This window comes from Calidifontibacter terrae, from assembly GCF_054778835.1.
Window position 1 is genome coordinate 132,638 of the sequence record NZ_BAAGZF010000007.1, and the last position, 16,414, is coordinate 149,051.

The 16,414-nt window shown below is 66.7% G+C and carries 15 protein-coding genes; 11 read left to right on the top strand and 4 right to left on the bottom strand.

Annotated features, from left to right (window positions below; all coding sequences use genetic code 11):
* Positions 1-12: 12 nt before the first annotated feature.
* Complete coding sequence (locus tag ACYU98_RS12150) at positions 13-585, top strand: DivIVA domain-containing protein (protein WP_460468482.1); 573 nt, start codon at positions 13-15, stop codon at positions 583-585.
* Between the two features lie 46 nt (positions 586-631).
* Here ACYU98_RS12150 and paaK read toward each other — a convergent pair whose 3' ends face one another.
* Together paaK and paaI are read right to left on the bottom strand one after the other, a co-directional pair.
* Positions 632-1,942, bottom strand: a complete 1,311-nt coding sequence (gene paaK, locus ACYU98_RS12155) for a phenylacetate--CoA ligase PaaK (protein ID WP_460468483.1) — start codon at positions 1,940-1,942, stop codon at positions 632-634.
* Positions 1,939-2,451: a hydroxyphenylacetyl-CoA thioesterase PaaI gene (paaI, locus tag ACYU98_RS12160; RefSeq protein WP_460468484.1), complete on the bottom strand. Its 513-nt coding sequence runs from the start codon at positions 2,449-2,451 to the stop codon at positions 1,939-1,941. Before paaI ends, paaK begins: the two co-directional genes overlap by 4 nt.
* 61 nt (positions 2,452-2,512) lie before the next feature.
* Here paaI and paaN point away from each other — a divergent pair, with 61 nt between their 5' ends.
* From paaN to ACYU98_RS12185, 5 genes are all read left to right on the top strand, one after another.
* Positions 2,513-4,201, top strand: coding sequence for a phenylacetic acid degradation protein PaaN (gene paaN / locus ACYU98_RS12165; RefSeq protein ID WP_460468485.1), 1,689 nt, complete (start codon positions 2,513-2,515; stop codon positions 4,199-4,201).
* A gap of 255 nt (positions 4,202-4,456) precedes the next feature.
* Positions 4,457-6,358, top strand: coding sequence for a S53 family peptidase (locus tag ACYU98_RS12170; RefSeq protein WP_460468486.1), 1,902 nt, complete (start codon positions 4,457-4,459; stop codon positions 6,356-6,358).
* A gap of 81 nt (positions 6,359-6,439) precedes the next feature.
* Positions 6,440-7,297, top strand: coding sequence for a L,D-transpeptidase (locus ACYU98_RS12175; RefSeq protein WP_460468487.1), 858 nt, complete (start codon positions 6,440-6,442; stop codon positions 7,295-7,297).
* 504 nt (positions 7,298-7,801) lie between these two features.
* The gene (locus tag ACYU98_RS12180; RefSeq protein WP_460468488.1) at positions 7,802-8,263 is read left to right on the top strand and encodes a hypothetical protein; all 462 of its coding nucleotides are present in this window, start codon (positions 7,802-7,804) and stop codon (positions 8,261-8,263) included.
* A 14-nt stretch (positions 8,264-8,277) separates the two neighbouring features.
* Positions 8,278-9,042: an NUDIX domain-containing protein gene (locus ACYU98_RS12185; RefSeq protein ID WP_460468489.1), complete on the top strand. Its 765-nt coding sequence runs from the start codon at positions 8,278-8,280 to the stop codon at positions 9,040-9,042.
* A gap of 67 nt (positions 9,043-9,109) precedes the next feature.
* Here the strand turns inward: ACYU98_RS12185 and ACYU98_RS12190 are convergent, their stop codons facing one another.
* A complete protein-coding gene (locus ACYU98_RS12190) occupies positions 9,110-9,508 on the bottom strand; it encodes a phage holin family protein (protein ID WP_460468490.1) in 399 nt (132 codons plus the stop codon).
* Between the two features lie 53 nt (positions 9,509-9,561).
* Between ACYU98_RS12190 and hisC the strand changes: the two genes are divergently transcribed.
* The 5 genes from hisC to ACYU98_RS12215 all read left to right on the top strand — a co-directional run bounded on the left by hisC (position 9,562) and on the right by ACYU98_RS12215 (position 15,284).
* Positions 9,562-10,635 carry a histidinol-phosphate transaminase gene (gene hisC / locus ACYU98_RS12195; protein WP_460468491.1) on the top strand — a complete coding sequence of 358 codons (1,074 nt, stop codon included), beginning with the start codon at positions 9,562-9,564 and terminating at the stop codon, positions 10,633-10,635.
* 197 nt (positions 10,636-10,832) lie between these two features.
* Positions 10,833-11,999 (top strand): pyruvate dehydrogenase (acetyl-transferring) E1 component subunit alpha, encoded by a 1,167-nt coding sequence (gene pdhA / locus ACYU98_RS12200; protein WP_460468887.1) that lies wholly within the window; start codon positions 10,833-10,835, stop codon positions 11,997-11,999.
* A gap of 1 nt (position 12,000) precedes the next feature.
* Complete coding sequence (locus tag ACYU98_RS12205; RefSeq protein ID WP_460468492.1) at positions 12,001-12,990, top strand: alpha-ketoacid dehydrogenase subunit beta; 990 nt, start codon at positions 12,001-12,003, stop codon at positions 12,988-12,990.
* Between the two features lie 10 nt (positions 12,991-13,000).
* Positions 13,001-14,425 carry a dihydrolipoamide acetyltransferase family protein gene (locus ACYU98_RS12210; RefSeq protein ID WP_460468493.1) on the top strand — a complete coding sequence of 475 codons (1,425 nt, stop codon included), beginning with the start codon at positions 13,001-13,003 and terminating at the stop codon, positions 14,423-14,425.
* Between the two features lie 76 nt (positions 14,426-14,501).
* Positions 14,502-15,284 carry a MerR family transcriptional regulator gene (locus ACYU98_RS12215; RefSeq protein ID WP_460468494.1) on the top strand — a complete coding sequence of 261 codons (783 nt, stop codon included), beginning with the start codon at positions 14,502-14,504 and terminating at the stop codon, positions 15,282-15,284.
* A gap of 132 nt (positions 15,285-15,416) precedes the next feature.
* Here ACYU98_RS12215 and ACYU98_RS12220 read toward each other — a convergent pair whose 3' ends face one another.
* Positions 15,417-16,181 carry an ABC transporter permease gene (locus ACYU98_RS12220; protein WP_460468495.1) on the bottom strand — a complete coding sequence of 255 codons (765 nt, stop codon included), beginning with the start codon at positions 16,179-16,181 and terminating at the stop codon, positions 15,417-15,419.
* Positions 16,182-16,414: the final 233 nt, after the last annotated feature.

Here is a 16,414-nt window from a genome sequence, read left to right on the forward strand (position 1 = left end):
AACATGGACGGCGTGACCCCCGTTGCTTGGACGCCCGACCACATCGCGACCGTTCGCCAGGCGCAATTACCGGTGCGCCGCGGTGGTTATCACCCCGACGACGTTGATCGATGGATCGACCACGTCGTCGCGCTGATGAATGCCGGTCGCGAGGTGCCGACAGCGGCTTCCGGGCTGCGCCGCACGGGGTTGCGCGAGGGTTATTCGGTCGAGGCGGTCGACGCACTCTTTGGTCACATCGCCGGCTGGCAGCAGGAGTTGCGGGCTGCGCAGACGATGCAAGCCGAGACCGTACGATCGCCGGTCGCCGCCGTGACCAAGCCGGTCCGTGAGTGGACGCCGCAGCAGATGGACTGGGTCCGCGAGTCCAATTTTCGCCCCGCGCGCGGCAAGCGCGGCTATGCGGAAGGCGAGGTCGACTCGTTCCTCGACGACGTGTTGCTCGCGATGGGCAAGGGCGAAGAACTGCCCGACGTCGACTCCGTACGGTTCTACCCCCCGCGCGCCGGACGTTCGGGCTACGAAGCTCTCTCCGTCGACCGTTTCCTGGACGAACTGAAGCGACTCCGTCCGATTCGTGGGTGACTGACGTAAGGCCCGATGGTTGAGGCGGGGTGTGAGCCGGAGAACCTCAGCGCTGGTCGACGATCCGGCGCGCCTTGCCCACCGACCGCTCGATCCCGCCCGGGGGGAGAACCTCGACCCGGGCAGTGGTGCCGATCCGCGACTTCACCTGCCGGCCGAGCTCGCGGCCCAGTTCCACGGCTCGCTGATCCGAGACGCGAGTCTCGCTCTCGACCTTGATCGTCAGCTCGTCCATCCGCGCGGGACGGGTCAGCACGCACTGGAAATGCGGCGACAAGCCGGGGATCTCCAGGACCAGCTCCTCGATCTGAGTCGGGAAGAGGTTCACCCCACGCACGATCATCAGGTCGTCGCTGCGCCCGGTGATCTTCTCCATCCGGCGCATCGTCGGTCGCGCGGTGCCCGGCAGCAGCTTGGTCAGATCGCGGGTGCGGTAGCGCAGCACCGGCATCGCCTGCTTCGTCAGTGAGGTGAAGACCAACTCGCCGACGTGCCCGTCCGGCACCGGCTCGTCGGTCAGCGGGTTCACGATCTCCGGGTAGAAGTGGTCCTCCCAGATGTGCAGCCCGTCCTTGGTCTCCACACACTCCTGCGCGACACCCGGCCCCATCACCTCGGACAGTCCGTAGATATCGGTGGCGTGCATCCCGGCCTTCGCCTCGATCTCCGTGCGCATCGCGTTGGTCCACGGCTCAGCGCCGAAGATGCCCAGCTCGAGCGGCAGCTCGCGCGGATCGATACCGCGTTCCTCCAGCGCATCGAGCACCGCCAAGAAATAGGAAGGAGTCACCATGATCGCCCGCGCTCCGAAGTCTTGGAGCAGCTGAATCTGCTTGTCGGTCTGACCGCCCGACATCGGTACGACGGTGCAGCCCAACCGCTCGGCGCCGTAGTGGGCGCCGAGGCCACCGGTGAACAGGCCGTATCCGTAGGACACCTGCACGACGTCGCCCGGTCGCACCCCGCCGGCGCGCAGGGAACGGGCCACCAGGTCGGCCCACGTCGAGATGTCCGCCGCGGTGTAACCGACCACGGTCGGTTTTCCGGTCGTGCCACTGGAGGCATGAATCCGGGAGACCTGCTCGCGCGGAACGGCGAACAGCCCGAATGGGTAGTTGTCGCGCAGGTCGGCCTTCGTGGTGAAGGGCAGCAGCCGGGTGTCCTCGAGCGTCTTGATGTCGCTCGGGTGAACTCCCTTGTCGTCCAGCGCCTTCCGATAGAAGGGGACGTTGTCATAGCTGCGTCGTACGGTGTCTTGCAGGCGCTCTAGCTGCCGGGTGCGCAGCTGGTCGACCGACCACCGTTCGCCTTCGTCCAGCAGTCCGGCGCCGTCGCGAATCGAGGGGAGGGTGGTCACGAGGTCTCCTTGTCGAGGCGGGAATGAGGGTCGAGAGAGTGGGTGGGCGCAGGCGGGCCGGGCGGGTTGGCGGGACCTGCCGCGCCACCGGCCGTCCGCGCGATCGAGCGGGATCGACCACGGAAGTGAGCGATCAACTCCCCATCGTCGCGGGTGATGGTCGCGTCGGTCAGGCCGCTGCGCCCGAATCGGGCGGTTTCGACGGCGACTGCCTCGAGGTGGTCACCGAGCCGCGCGGAGGTGATGAAGTCGATTGTCGCGCCGGAGGCGACGGTGAGGCTCCCGGAGGCGTTGCAGGCAAGGGCGAAGGTTGAGTCCGCGAGGGTGAAAAGGAAGCCGCCGTGGCAGATGCCGTGGCCATTGACCTGGGCTGCCGACACGGTCATCGTGGTGCGGGCGAAGCCGAGGCCGTCGCGCAGGCCGACGTCTTGCAGTTCGATGCCAAGACCGGCCGAGGCGCCATCGCTGGCCCACATGTCCCGGACGTGGTCCAGCCCATCAACGCTCATGTGACAGATAATTGCATATCTGCATGTGACGTGTAACACGTTGCTTGCTACCGTGAAGATCGTGACCGATCACGAGAGCCTGCTGGCCGCCCAGAACCCGATCCTCGACGAGGCCTTGACTGCCCTTGCCGAGCGCAGCTATTTCTCGCGTTATCCCGAGTCCCCCTCACCCCGGGTTTACGGCGACACCGCTGCGGCGGAAGGGAAGTCGGCCTTCGAGGCCCACTTCAACGCGGCGTACGAGTTGGTCGGCGAGTCCGACGGAAGCAGCGTCGGTGCGGAGAAGTCCCCCTACGGCATCACCACCGGCGCGACCTACGCCCACCTCGACCTCGACGCGGCGCTCGCGGCTGCGACGTCCTCCATGCGCGCCTGGCGCGACGCCGGTCCGCGGGTGCGGGCGGCGGTGCTGGTCGAGGCGCTGGACGCCCTCAACAAGCGTTCCTTCGAACTGGCGAACGCGGTGCAACACACCTCCGGCCAGCCGTTCGTCATGGCGTTCCAAGCCGGCGGTCCGCAGGCCCAAGACCGTGGCTTGGAGTCAGTCGTCGCGGCGCTCGCTGAACAGGAGCGCATCCCGGCCACCGTCGTCTGGGAGAAGCCGGGCAAGGGCGAGCCGCTGCGAATGACCAAGGACTACCGGATCGTGCCGCGCGGCATCGCGTTGGTGATCGGTTGCAACACCTTCCCGACCTGGAACGCCTACCCGGGCATTTTCGCCTCGTTGGCCACGGCCAATCCGGTCGTGATCAAGCCCCACCCGCAGGCGGTGCTGCCGCTGGCGATCACCGTCGACGTTCTGCAGAAGGTCTTGCAGGACAACGGCTTCGATCCCCACCTGGTGCAGCTCGCTGCCGAAGTCGACGGGGAGGGTCTGGCCAAGACGCTCGCCGAGCGCGCGGAAATCGCGATCATCGACTACACCGGCGGCCCTGCCTTCGGTGGGTGGCTGGAGCGCGAGGCTGCCGCCCGCGGCCAACTCGTCTACTCCGAGAAGGCCGGGGTCAACACGGTCGTCATCGACTCCACGGACAACCTGAAGGCGATGCTCGGCAACCTTGCTTTCTCGCTGAGCCTGTTCAGCGGCCAGATGTGCACCACTCCGCAGAACCTCTACCTCCCGCGCGCCGGGATCGAAACCGACGAAGGCCACCTCTCGTACGACGAGTTCGGCCAAGCGCTCGGCGGTGCCGTTGCGCGGTTGACCGGCGACGACGCCAAGGCGGTCGAAATTCTCGGGGCCACGGTGAACGACGGCGTACGAACTCGCGCCGGTTCGCTGGCCGCGATCGCCGCCGATGCGAAGGGCGCCGTCGTGGTTGATTCGCGGCAGGTAACTCATCCGACTTTCCCGGAGGCCGTCGTACGCACTCCGGGGCTGATCGCCGTCGATCAGGCAGCGAGTTCCGCCTACACCACTGAGCAGTTCGGACCGGTGTCGTTCTTGATCGGTACCGACGACACCGAAACCTCACTGGCGACCTTCCGCGACACCGTGCGTCGCCACGGCGCAATGACTGCTTCGGTCTACTCAACCGATGAGGCTGTCCTCGAAGCTGCCCGGGAGGCGGCGATGGAAGCGGGAGTTGCGTTGTCGGAGAACCTGATCGGGCAGGTCTTCGTTAATCAGACTGCTGCCTTCTCCGACTATCACGGCACCGGCGCAAATCCGGCCGCCAATGCTGCCTATGCCGACGCCGCCTTCGTCGCGGGGCGCTTCCGGGTCGTGACGGCCCGCCGGCACAGTTAGCGAAAATTTACCTTCCCTTTGCTCTTCGCTTCCTGTGAACGGGCTATGTTCTTGGCTGGCTGCCCGCTTGAGGGGCGGCGTCTTGGAAGCGTTGGCAAGTCGGGGAGTGGGACGTATGCGGTTGTCGGGGACCAATCCGCGCCGTCTCATCGCCGGGCAGCGTGCCACAGTCCACCCCGTTCATACCCGCCCGCGCCGCGCGTCGGTGTGAGCCGTACACCAGTGCCCCACGCCCGCATCGGAATTGGAGTTCAGATGAAACGCTCACAGTTGACGGTCGCCGCCGTCACCATCACCACTGCGCTCGGCGTGGTTGCCGCCGGCTCGGCCACCGCGGCGCCGGCCGACTCGCAGCAGGTCACGTTGACCAACTCAGTGGCTCGAACCAAGCTGCCGACCATCAGCCCGGCTGCCGACAACACCGGCCTCGGCTTGGTGCTGAGCCTGCCGTTGCGCAACCAGGCGCTGGCCGACCGGATGCTCGCTGCCGGCCAGGTCATCACCCCGGCGCAGTACCAGCAGATGTTCGGTGTCTCGAAGGCGCAGCTGAACAAGGTTGCCGCGTGGGCCCGTTCGCAGGGCTTCACCGTCGTGAGCAGCGACTCCGCTGCCGGCACGGTCACCGTGAAGGGCACCGTCAAGAATGCCAACAAGTCGATGGGCGTTCAGATGCAGAAGGCGGGCAAGGGTGTTCGCCCGGCCAAGGCCCCGAAGATCCCGGCCGCCCTCGGCGTGACCGGTATCAGCGGTCTCGACACCACGCTGGTCGCCCAGAGCAACCCGCCGACCCGCCAGCTGACCTCCCCGGCGCGCGCAACGTCGAAGAACGCCAGCTCGGGCGCTGCCACCCGTACGACGAATTTCAACAACGTGCAGCCGAACGCCACGACTTACCTCAGCAACTACTGCGCGGACCCGTGGGGCAGCGACCTGGCGGTCGCCTCGACCGGCAAGAAGTGGCCCACCGAGTCCAACACGCCGTGCCCCTACACCCCGCAGCAGATCGTCGGCGCCTATGGAATGGCCGGCGCGAAGACTGCGACTCCGAGCCTGGGTATTTTGCTCTGGGGCGACGACACCGCGGCTCTGTCCAACGTGAACAACCTCGCCACGGCGACAAAGTCGGCGCCGATGGCGTCCACTAAGTACTCCAAGCTGGTCGACGCGAAGCGCCCCGGAACGAGCTGCGACTTCAGCCCGCTCGAGCAGAACATGGACATTCAGGCCAGCCACGCGATCGCTCCGAGCGCGAGCATCCGCTACTACGGTGCGGCCTCCTGTTCAGCCACCGACATCGCGTCGATGCTGTCCCGCGCGGTGTCCGAACACAAGGTCACCACGCTGTCGATGTCATTCGGCATCCCCGATGAGCAGGGCTGGGACGCCGCGACCCGCGGGCTCTACGAGCGCTCGTTCACTCAAGCCGGCCTGACCGGGATGTCGCTGTTCGCTTCGACCGGTGACCACGGCACCAACAAGATCCTGAACAACGGCAAGGCTGCGGTGAACTACCCGGCCTCGTCGGCGAAGCTGACCGCCGTCGGTGGCACCTCGGTCGGCCTGACCAGCACCAACGGCCGGGCCTTCACCGCCGGTTGGGAGAACAGCTGGTTCAAGCAGCCGAAGAAGACCACCACCGCGGGCATCACCAACATCACCTCGCTGACGAACCCGCAGTCGGACTTCGCCCTCTGGGGTGCTGGCGGTGGCTCGAGCAAGGTCTTCACCAAGCCGTCCTGGCAGGCCGGAATTGCCGGAACGGGTCGTGCGCTGCCCGACATCGCCGCCTTGGCCGATGTCTACACCGGCATGGAGCTCTACGTCAGCGGTGGCCTCACCGGCGCCGGTGGCACCAGCCTCTCCTCGCCGTTGGTGGCCGCGATGGTGGGCTCTTCCAAGGCGCTGACCAAGCGCACGATCGGAAACGCCGCACCGTTCTTCTACAAGCTGCAGAAGGCGAACCCGGGTGCCGTCAAGGACGTGAACTACGCGAACAAGACGGGCGCGGCGGTTGGTTCCGACGACGCCGGCAACACCTACCTGCTCGGCTTCGACTCCAACCCCGAAGGTGTGCTGGTCTCCAAGGCCGGCTGGGACAACGTGACCGGCCTCGGCGAGCCGATGGGCCAGGGCTTCCTGACCGGATTCGGCGGCTGAACCGATGTCGTACGGGTGTCGGCGCGGCCCGCGAGGGTCCGCGCCGACGCCTGCACGAACCGGTGACGAAACACTGACCGCATGGCATCTTCCTCGACTTCGCGCCGCATCAGCACGACCGTTGTCGGTGTGCTCGTTGGCTTTGCCTTGGTCGTCGCGGTCGTTGTTGCGTTCGCTCTCGGGCGTGGCGGTCACGCCGACGGTGCGGCTGCGACCGGAAGTTCCGCCGCGCGGAACATCCCGAGCAGCTCAATCCCGGACATCCCAGTTCCGACAGTTCCGCCAGCCGTCTGGGACAAGCTGCCCAAGGCCGACACTTTCGGCACCGTCCGCAGCGCCCCGGTGGATCGCGATGCCTTCAGCGGGGGAAAGGTCGTTCGCATCGACCACGATCTCGCCGCGTTCGGCTCGCCCGGCGAAGACCCCATCGCCGTCATTCCGAGCAGTCAGTTCGGTCCGACGTGGTTGCCGGTCATCGATTCCGACCGCGGCTGGTTGCGCGTGCGGTTGCCGTCCAAACCGAACGGGTCGACCGGCTGGATCGCCCGCGACCGACTCCAGATCGCTACGACGTCCTGGGCGGTTCGGATCAGTCTCGGGAAGGGAACGATGACCATCACCAAGGGTGGCGCCATGGTTGGCAGCTGGACTGTCGGCAAGGGCATGGCCAATACCCCGACCCCGGTCGGTCAGACCTTCTTGCTGGGTGGATTCGTCGACCCAGACCAAAATTTCTCCCCGGTGATCTATGCCATGGGGGCTCACTCGGACACGCTCGACACCTTTGGTGGCGGGCCCGGGACTGTTGCCGTGCACGGGTGGCCCAGTGCCGCCGGTCGCTCGGGAGCGGTCAGTCATGGATGCGTACGCGTACCGGGGGATGCGCTCACCGCCTTCGCAAAACTCCCCGCAGCAACTCCCATCACGATTACTTCGTAAATCCTTGGAAGGACTCACCATGAAGCGCAACACGGCGCTCTTCAGCACATCGGTCGTGGCCGGTGTCGTCGCTGCGACGGGCATGATCGTCGCCAGCGCCGGCAGCGAGGCCGCCGCCAGCACCTCCGGTGCCGCCTGGTCGACTCAGAGCAGCTCGCACGGTTGGACCACCGGGCCCGTCGCGGATGACGACGGTCTCTTCACCGCCACCGCGGCGCCGGGTTCGGTCACGAACTTCGCGATGCCTGCGGTTGGCGTCAGCGGAATTGGTGTCAGGGCCGCCTGCGTCAACGGCAAAGTTGTCACCACCGTCACGGGTGGCAACGCCGCTGGTCCGCACCCGGCCGGCAGTTCGGTCTCGGCGGCCGCCTTCACCGGCAAGAGCACCATGGCCGGCACCGTTTACTTCGGTTCGAAGAAGGTCGGTGGAGTCACCGTTGGTGCCTATTACGACATCACGGCCACCGGTTTCGGTGACTACATCGCGCTGACCGGGGTGAGCGGTTGCACCGCGGCGACGTCGACCACCTCGACCCCGACGTCCACGACCTCGACTCCGACGTCCACGACCTCGACCCCGACATCCACGACCTCGACCCCGACATCCACGACCTCGACCCCGACGTCCACGACGTCGACCCCGACGCCGACTGGCACCTCGACGCCGACTGGCACCTCGACGCCGACTGGCACCTCGACGCCGACTGGCACCTCGACGCCGACTGGCACCTCGACGCCGACTGGCACCTCGACGCCGACTGGCACCTCGACGCCGACTGGCACCTCGACGCCGACTGGCACCTCGACGCCGACGGAGACCCCGACGCAGACGTCGACTCCGACCACCACGGAGCCGGGCACCCCGTCGCCGACCACCACGAAGCTGCCGGTCACCGGCTGACCTTCGAAAGCAATCACGAGTGGCCGGGCATCTGCCCGGCCACTCGTGTTGTCCGGGCTCGATGAGGCAGGGTGGACCCATGGTGGAACAGCCGAGCCCAGCCCCCGTCAAGACCGACGGCCGGTTGGAGTTCGACCCCTCCCCGCAGGTGCCCGAGGCCGACGCGCTGCGAACGCTGCAGGAGCTGACACAGGCGATCCTCGATGCTGGCTCTCCGCGAGCGGAGCTGCGCGTCGACGCGAACGACCGGCGCCTCGTGCGGCTGGCTGCTCGTTCTGGCATGCGCAAGGAGGGCGTCGTACGAAGTGGCGCTGCCGACGGTGGCGACCAGGTGCAGTTCGCCCGTACGGCCCAAGACCCGCCGCCCGCCGATCCATCGACGTTCACCGCTGTTCTGAACGCGGGCCTGCCGACCAAGCGGGCGATCGCCCAGGCCATCGTCCGCGACGACGAGGGTCGAATCCTGGTGTGCGAGTTGGTCTACAAGAGGTTTTGGGACCTGCCTGGCGGCGTGGTCGACCCGGGTGAATCGCCGGCGGAGGCCGTACGCCGGGAGTTGGCCGAAGAGCTCGGCGTCGTTGCGACGCTGACCGGTCTGCGGGCGGTCAGTTGGCTGCCGCCGTGGCGCGGTTGGGACGACGCGACCCTGTTCGTCTTCGACGCCGTGATCGACCGTTCGCCGCAAGACCTGCAACCGCGCGAAATTCGCGCGATCCACTGGGTCGCGCCAATCGACCTGACCGGCCGGGTGGCCGACTACACCGACCGGGTGGTCCAGCAGGCCCTCGCCACGCAGGGCACGGTCTACCTCGAGGACGGCTACCCGCCCCTCGCGTCGAGATAACTCCTCCGGTTCGAGAACACTCGAACTTTCGAGCGACCTGAAACCGGGGGAGTGACCTCAACGTCGATCAGCGATCGATCTCATACTTGTCCGGCAGCACCATGTTCACGATCATGCCGATCACCGAGATCACGATCGACCCGAGCACCGCGTCCCAGAAGAAGTGGTCGACGTGGAAGGCCAGGTTCAGCTTCTCGGAGGCCCACGAGGTCAGCTGCAGCATCGCCGCATTGACCACGATCAGGAACAGCCCGAGGGTCAGGATCAGCAGCGGGAACGACAGCAGCTTCGCGATCGGTTTGAGGATCGCGTTGATCACGCCGAACACCAGCGCGACCAGCAGCACGGTCTTGACCTTGGTGGTGTTGTCGGCCGACCCGTCGGCCAGATGGACTCCGGTCAGCAGCGCGGCGGTGACCCACAGCGCGATGGCGTTGACGACAAGTCGGATCAGGAAGTTGCGCATGCCCCATTGTGACCACTCCGAGCACCGCGGGGGTGGCGTCGTACTGTGTGGCCATGAGCCCCGTACGCCTGCGCGCCACCGTCGACGCCGTTCCCGCCTACGTCGCCGGGAAGCCGGCGCCGCCGCGCGAGGACCTCGTGACCTACAAGATCTCCAGCAACGAGAACCCCTATCCGCCGCTGGACAGCGTCGTCGAGGTGGTTCGGGAGGCCGCGCTGCGGATGAACCGCTACCCCGATATGGGCGTCGCGTCACTCACCGCTGCACTGGCCGATCGCTGGGGTGTGGGAACGGACGAAATCGCAACGGGCACAGGCAGTTCCGGCGTTCTCGGGTCGCTACTACAGATCACCTGCGGCCCCGGCGACGAGGTCGTTTATCCGTGGCGATCGTTCGAGGCCTACCCGATCATGGCGACGCTTTCCGGCGCGACATCAGTGCAGGTGCCGCTTGCTGCCGATGCGCGGCACGACCTGGAGGCGATGGCGGCCGCGATCACCGACCGTACGCGGCTGGTGATCGTCTGTACCCCCAACAACCCCACAGGCCCGTCGCTGTCCGAGCAGGAGATCCGTGGGTTCCTCGCGAAAGTTCCGCAGGACGTGCTGGTGGTCATCGACGAGGCCTACCTGGAGTTCGTCAGCCCGGATGCGGCGATCGATGCGGTCGCCATCTTCCGTGACCATGACAACGTCGCGGTGCTGCGCACCTTCTCCAAGGCGTACGGTCTCGCGGGTCTGCGCATCGGCTACTGCATCGCCCACGCGCCGGTCGCGACCGCCCTGCGCAAGGCCGCGGTTCCGTTCGGGGTGAGCGATATCGCCGAGCAGGCTGCGATCGCCAGCCTAGAGGCCTACGACGAACTGCAGGCGCGCGTCGACGCGCTGGTCGTCGAGCGCACCCGGGTCTTGGACGCGCTGGCGGAACAAGGCTGGAAGGTGCCGCCGAGCCAGGCGAACTTCGTCTGGCTGCCGCTGGGTGATGATGCGTTGCCGTTTGCGGCGTTGGCCGATCAGGAAGGACTGGTCGTACGCCCGTTCGCGGGGGACGGGGTGCGTTGCACCATCGCCGAACCCGAGGCGAACGACCGACTGATCGAGGTGTGCCGCGCGTTCGTGGAGCGGTGATCGGGCTGTTTCGTACGCCGGTGGGTCAGCGAGTAACGTACGTCTCGCGTGTGATGTGACCTGAGTCATACGCGACCGGCCGTCCGCCGACATCCGCGGTTACCCCCGCACGTCGGCCAGCCCAGATTTGAGGAGACCACGTGTCTGATCCCACCGATGCGCGTCAGCAAGGCATGCCGTCCGACTTGAGGCACACGATGCATCACGAGACATCTGTATTGCCCACGATGGAACACGACATCACCGACGGTGGGCCTGACATGGTCCAGTTCGTCGATGGTGACGGCAACCGGCTGGCGACCTGCGAAGCGAATGAGCCCTACGCGCAAATCGTTGAGGACATGACCTCTGAGGATGCGCAGTCGATGTATCGCGACCTGGTGCTGGTGCGCCGAATGGACGCCGAAGGGCACGCATTGCAGCGTCAGGGCGAGCTCGGTTTGTGGCCCTCGTTGCTCGGTCAGGAAGCCGCACAGGTCGGGGCCGGCCGCGCGCTGCGCCCGCAGGACTACGCCTTCCCCGGCTACCGCGAACACGGTGTCGCGTGGTGTCGCGGCGTTGACCCGGTCAACCTGCTCGGCATGTTCCGTGGGGTCAACCATGGCGGGTGGAACTCCAACGAACACAACTTCCACCTCTACACGATCGTCATCGGCAACCAGATGCTCCACGCGACCGGCTACGCCATGGGCATGCAGCGCGACGGAGTCGTTGGAACCGGCACCGATAAGGACAGCGCGGTCATGGCGTTCACCGGCGACGGTGGAACGGCTCAGGGTGACTACAACGAGGCGATGGTCTTCGCCTCTGTCGCGAACGCGCCGGTCGTCTTCTTCGTGCAGAACAACCAGTGGGCGATCTCCGAACCGAACTACAAGCAGTTCCGGATTCCGCCTTACCGTCGCGCCCGCGGATTCGGCTTCCCCGGCGTACGCGTCGACGGCAATGACGTTCTGGCCGTTTATGCCGTATCCAAGGCCGCGATGGATGCCGCCCGCGCAGGTCAGGGCCCGACGCTGATCGAGGCCTTCACCTACCGGATGGGCGCCCACACCACCTCCGACGACCCGACCAAATACCGCGTCGCGTCCGAGGTCGACATTTGGCGCGAGAAGGACCCGATCAAGCGGATGCGCGGGTTCATGCAGACCAAGGATCACGCCGACGAAGCGTTCTTTGCGCAGGTTGAGCAGGAGGCCGACGAGTTGGCCGCTCGGATCCGTCGAGAATGTCAGCAGATGCCCGATCCGGAGCCGCTGACCATGTTCGACAACGTCTACGCCGAGGATCACCCGGTGGTCGCCGCCGAGCGGGAGGCGTTCGCCGCCTACCAAGCCTCGTTCGTCGCGGGCGGGGAGAACTGACATGGCAACGCAGAAAATGACACTTGCCAAGGGCATCAACTCCGGCCTTCGCAAGGCGATGGAGAACGACCCGAAGGTCGTCCTCATGGGCGAAGACGTCGGCAAGCTCGGCGGCGTTTTCCGCATCACCGAGGGCCTGCAAAAGGACTTCGGCGAGGACCGCGTGATTGACACTCCGCTGGCTGAGTCCGGCATTGTCGGCACCGCTGTCGGCCTCGCGATGCGCGGCTACCGGCCGGTGGTGGAGATCCAATTCGACGGGTTCATCTACCCCGCGTTCGACCAGATCATCAGCCAGGTCTCCAAGATGCACTACCGCTCGCTCGGCCACCTCAAGCTGCCGATCGTGATCCGGGTTCCGTTCGGTGGCGGCATCGGTGCCGTCGAACACCACTCGGAGTCCAACGAGGCCTACTTCGCCCACACCGCGGGGCTACGGGTCGTCAGTTGTGCCGACCCAGCCGACGCCTACTGGATGATCCAGCAGGCGATCGCCAGCGACGACCCGGTGATGTTCTATGAGCCCAAGCGCCGCTATCACGAACGCGCCGAGGTCGACATCGACGAGAGCAAGGGTGCGCCGCTCGGACTCCACCAGGCTCGCGTGGTGCGCGAGGGCAACGACCTGACCCTGCTCGCGTACGGCCCGATGGTCAAGACCTGCCTGCAGGCGGCGGAAGCCGCTGCGGCAGAGGGCCGTTCGCTGGAGGTCATCGATCTGCGCAGCCTGTCGCCGCTCGACCGCGACACGATGTTCGCGTCGGTGAAGAAGACCCGCAGGGCCGTGGTGGTCCACGAGGCGTCGACCTTCTTGGCGATGGGTGCCGAGCTGGCCGCGCTGATTCAGCAGGAGTGCTTCTACCACCTCGAGGCCCCGGTCCTTCGAGTCGGCGGCTACAACCTGCCCTATCCGCCGAGCCGGTTCGAGGAGCATTTCCTGCCCGACCTCGACCGGATCCTCGATTCCGTCGACACCGCGCTCGCGTTCTGAGGGGAGAGTCATGGGAGTCAAGAAGTTCAACCTGCCCGACCCCGGTGAGGGTCTGGTCGAAGCAGACATCGTGACCTGGCGGATCAAGCCGGGTGACGAGGTGAAGGTCAACGACGTCGTCGTCGAGATCGAAACCGCAAAGTCGTTGGTGGAGTTGCCGATTCCGTGGGCCGGCACTGTCGTCGAACTGCTGGTCGCCGAGGGCGCGACAGTCGACGTCGGCGCCGCGATCGTGGCGATCGAAGTGGCGGGTGCCGACGACGATGCCCCGTCGGCCCCAGCGGTCGACACCTCGTTGCCCGCCCCGTCGGCTCCGGCCGAAGCGGGGGAGGAACGAGTCGCGAACCTGGTCGGCTACGGCGCGGTTGCGGGATCGACGCAACGAAAGGCTCGGCGTACGGCGTCGGCTCCGGCTGCCGCATCGGCGCCGGCTGCCGTCGTAGCTCCGGCTGCCCCCGCCGCGCCCGTCGCTCCCGTTGTGCCTGCCGCAGCAACGGCTCCGGCCGCCTCGACCGCGCGTCCGCTGGCCAAGCCGCCGGTGCGAAAGTTCGCCAAGGACAACGGGATTGACCTGGCCGTGATCACTCCGGCGCGCGCCGACGGCGTGATCACCCGCGCCGAGGTGGAGGCCCACCTGTCCGGATCGACCGCCACACCACCATCGGCTGGCTCGACTGCGGTTTCCTCGGGCGCTGCGGCCGCGCCGCTGGCCGCGGGCGCCCGCGAAACCCGTACGCCGATCAAGGGTGTGCGCAAGATGACCGCACAGGCGATGGTCGGCTCCGCGTTCAGCGCGCCGCATGTCACCGAGTTCATCACCGTCGACATGACCCGAACCATGGAGCTGGTCGACCGGCTGAAGTCGGATCGGGAGTTCAAGGGGGTGCGGGTCACCCCGCTGCTGGTGCTCGCCAAGGCCCTGTTGGTCGCGGTGAAACGCAACCCGGAGATCAATGCGAGCTGGGACGAAGCCGCACAGGAGATCGTGGTCAAGCACTACGTGAACCTGGGCATCGCCGCGTCGACCCCGCGCGGGCTGATCGTGCCGAACATCAAGGACGCCGACGCGCTGAATCTGCGGGGCCTGGCCGACGCGATGGGCGCCCTGGTCGAAACCGCGCGAGAGGGCCGCACCCCGCCGGCCGACATGGCGGGCGGCTCGATCACCATCACCAACGTGGGTGTTTTCGGGGTCGACAACGGCACCCCGATCATCAACCCGGGTGAGGCGGCGATCCTCTGCTTCGGCGCCGTACGAAAGATGCCCTGGGTGGTGACCGACGCATCCGGCAACGACACGATCGTGCCGCGCCAGGTGACTCAGTTGTCGCTGTCGTTCGACCACCGCTTGGTCGATGGTGACCTGGGTTCGCGTTTCTTGGCCGACGTGGCCGCGCTGCTCGAGGACCCGGCCCGGGCGCTCGTCTGGGGCTGAGCGCCACCTCTGGTCGATCGAGCGGGAGCAAAGTGTTGACTCTGACACGGTGTCAGACGGTCGAGTGGGTGGCGTCATGTTGATTATCGGAGATTTCGCTCGGCTCGCTGGGGTGTCGGTCCGGATGCTGCGTCATTACGACCAGCTCGGTCTGGTGCCCGCGGCGCGCGTCGACAAGCACTCGGGCTACCGGTTCTACGAGCCCGAGCAGTTGCCGCGCGTGCATGCCCTGCTTGGCTTGAAGGATCTCGGGTTCACCCTCGAACAGATCAAGCCGATGTTGGCCGGGCAGATCGACAGCCGCAGGTTCCACGACCTACTCGACGAACGTCGGGCGGCGTTGCGCGACCAGATCGATGCCGATCGCCGCCGCCTGGACGAAGTCGAGCGCCGTCTCCGATTGATGGATGGGAGCACCACCATGGAGTTCACCGAGAAGTCGCTGCCGGAGCTGAGCCTCAGCCAGCGCACCGCGGTCGTCGCCGATCAGTCCGAGATCGGTCCGGTCATCGGACCGATGTTCCAAGAGTTGGTCAGCGCGCAGCTACGAGCTGGTGATCACCCGATGCATCCGGCCTACGCCTGGTACAGCGGAGAGGGATCCCAGCTGCGGTTCGGCGCCGGTTTCGCAACCCGCATCGACGGGGCGGAGCAGGGGCATCTTGACCCGGTCGAACGGGCGGTCACGATGACCTACGTCGGCGCGATGGAGGGCATCGGGGTGGCCTGGGCCGAGCTCGGTTCGTACGTTGCTGCGCAGCAATTGCGGCCGTTCGGACCGTGTCGAGAGGTCTACCTGAATACCGAAGGCCCGGAAGCGGGTTGGGTGACCGAGTTGCAGCAGCCGGTTCGGAGCTGACTGCGACGCACCCGCCGTACGCGGCGGCAGCCACCCGCCGCCCAGAGGAGGGTTCTTCGACCAGAGGAGGATTGCAAACCGCCTCTGCTTAAGAAGCCCTCCTCCCGGGTGGCCGGGTGGCCGGGCTAGGCCTCAGGGTCGGCCGAACAAGCTGCGCAGGTTCAGCGGGACGAGCAGGCCGCGAGTCACGAGGGCGTACTGGGTCAGCACCGTGCAGGTCTGAGCGCAGAGGATGCCGAGCAGCACGATCACCTGCGCCATCGCCGCCTGGGTGGGGGAGCCGCCGCCCAGCATTACGCCGAGGAAGGCGCCCGGTAGAGTCACGATCCCGCTGGTTTTCACCGAGTCGATGCTCGGGATGAGCGCCTCCTGGATGCGCGGGTGGAGCAGTTCCGCGGCGGCAGTATGGGGCGGAAGGCCGAGCGCGAGGTATCCCTCGAAGGTCTCGTGATGCTCGCTGAGGGCGCGAAACGCCGTACGGCCGAAGAGTGTGTGGCCGCTCATGATGTTGTTCATGACGGTGCCGGCGATCGGCACCAGGGCGATGCCGCGGAACGGGATCGTGCCCGACAACGTGGTGAGCGCGATGACCGGAATGACTCCAGCGGCCATCGAGACGGCGGCGTACGGCGCGACGGCCCGTTCGACGCCGATCCGTTTCGAGCTGGTCAGGACGGCCATCACGAACATCGCCGCGATCACCAGCAGGCTCGCCCACAGCCGAGCGACCGCCGCCGCGATGATCAACGCGACGAGGGTGAGTTGCACCACCGCGCGCACCCCGGCGATCGCGATGGGCCGGCTCAGGCCGGTGTGGGCGCGCGACTGCAGGAAGACGGGGACCGCCAGCAGCAACACGCAGCCGATCACCACCGACCAGCCCCATGTCACGACCACGGGCTCACCCTAGGGCGCGCGCCATTGGGGTTGATAGCGGCGGCGGCGAAGACGTCGGCGAAGGTGACCTCGTCGGTGACGAGCCGCGGTGAGATGGTCGGCCTCGGAGCCGGCAGACGCTCTGCCAGGTAGCTGAATAATGAGGCGTTCCAACGTCTTTCGTATGGACGACGTTCGCCCGACGTTCAACCTGAGTCCCCTCGCTAGCGGACAGCTGATTCATAGCCTTCCTC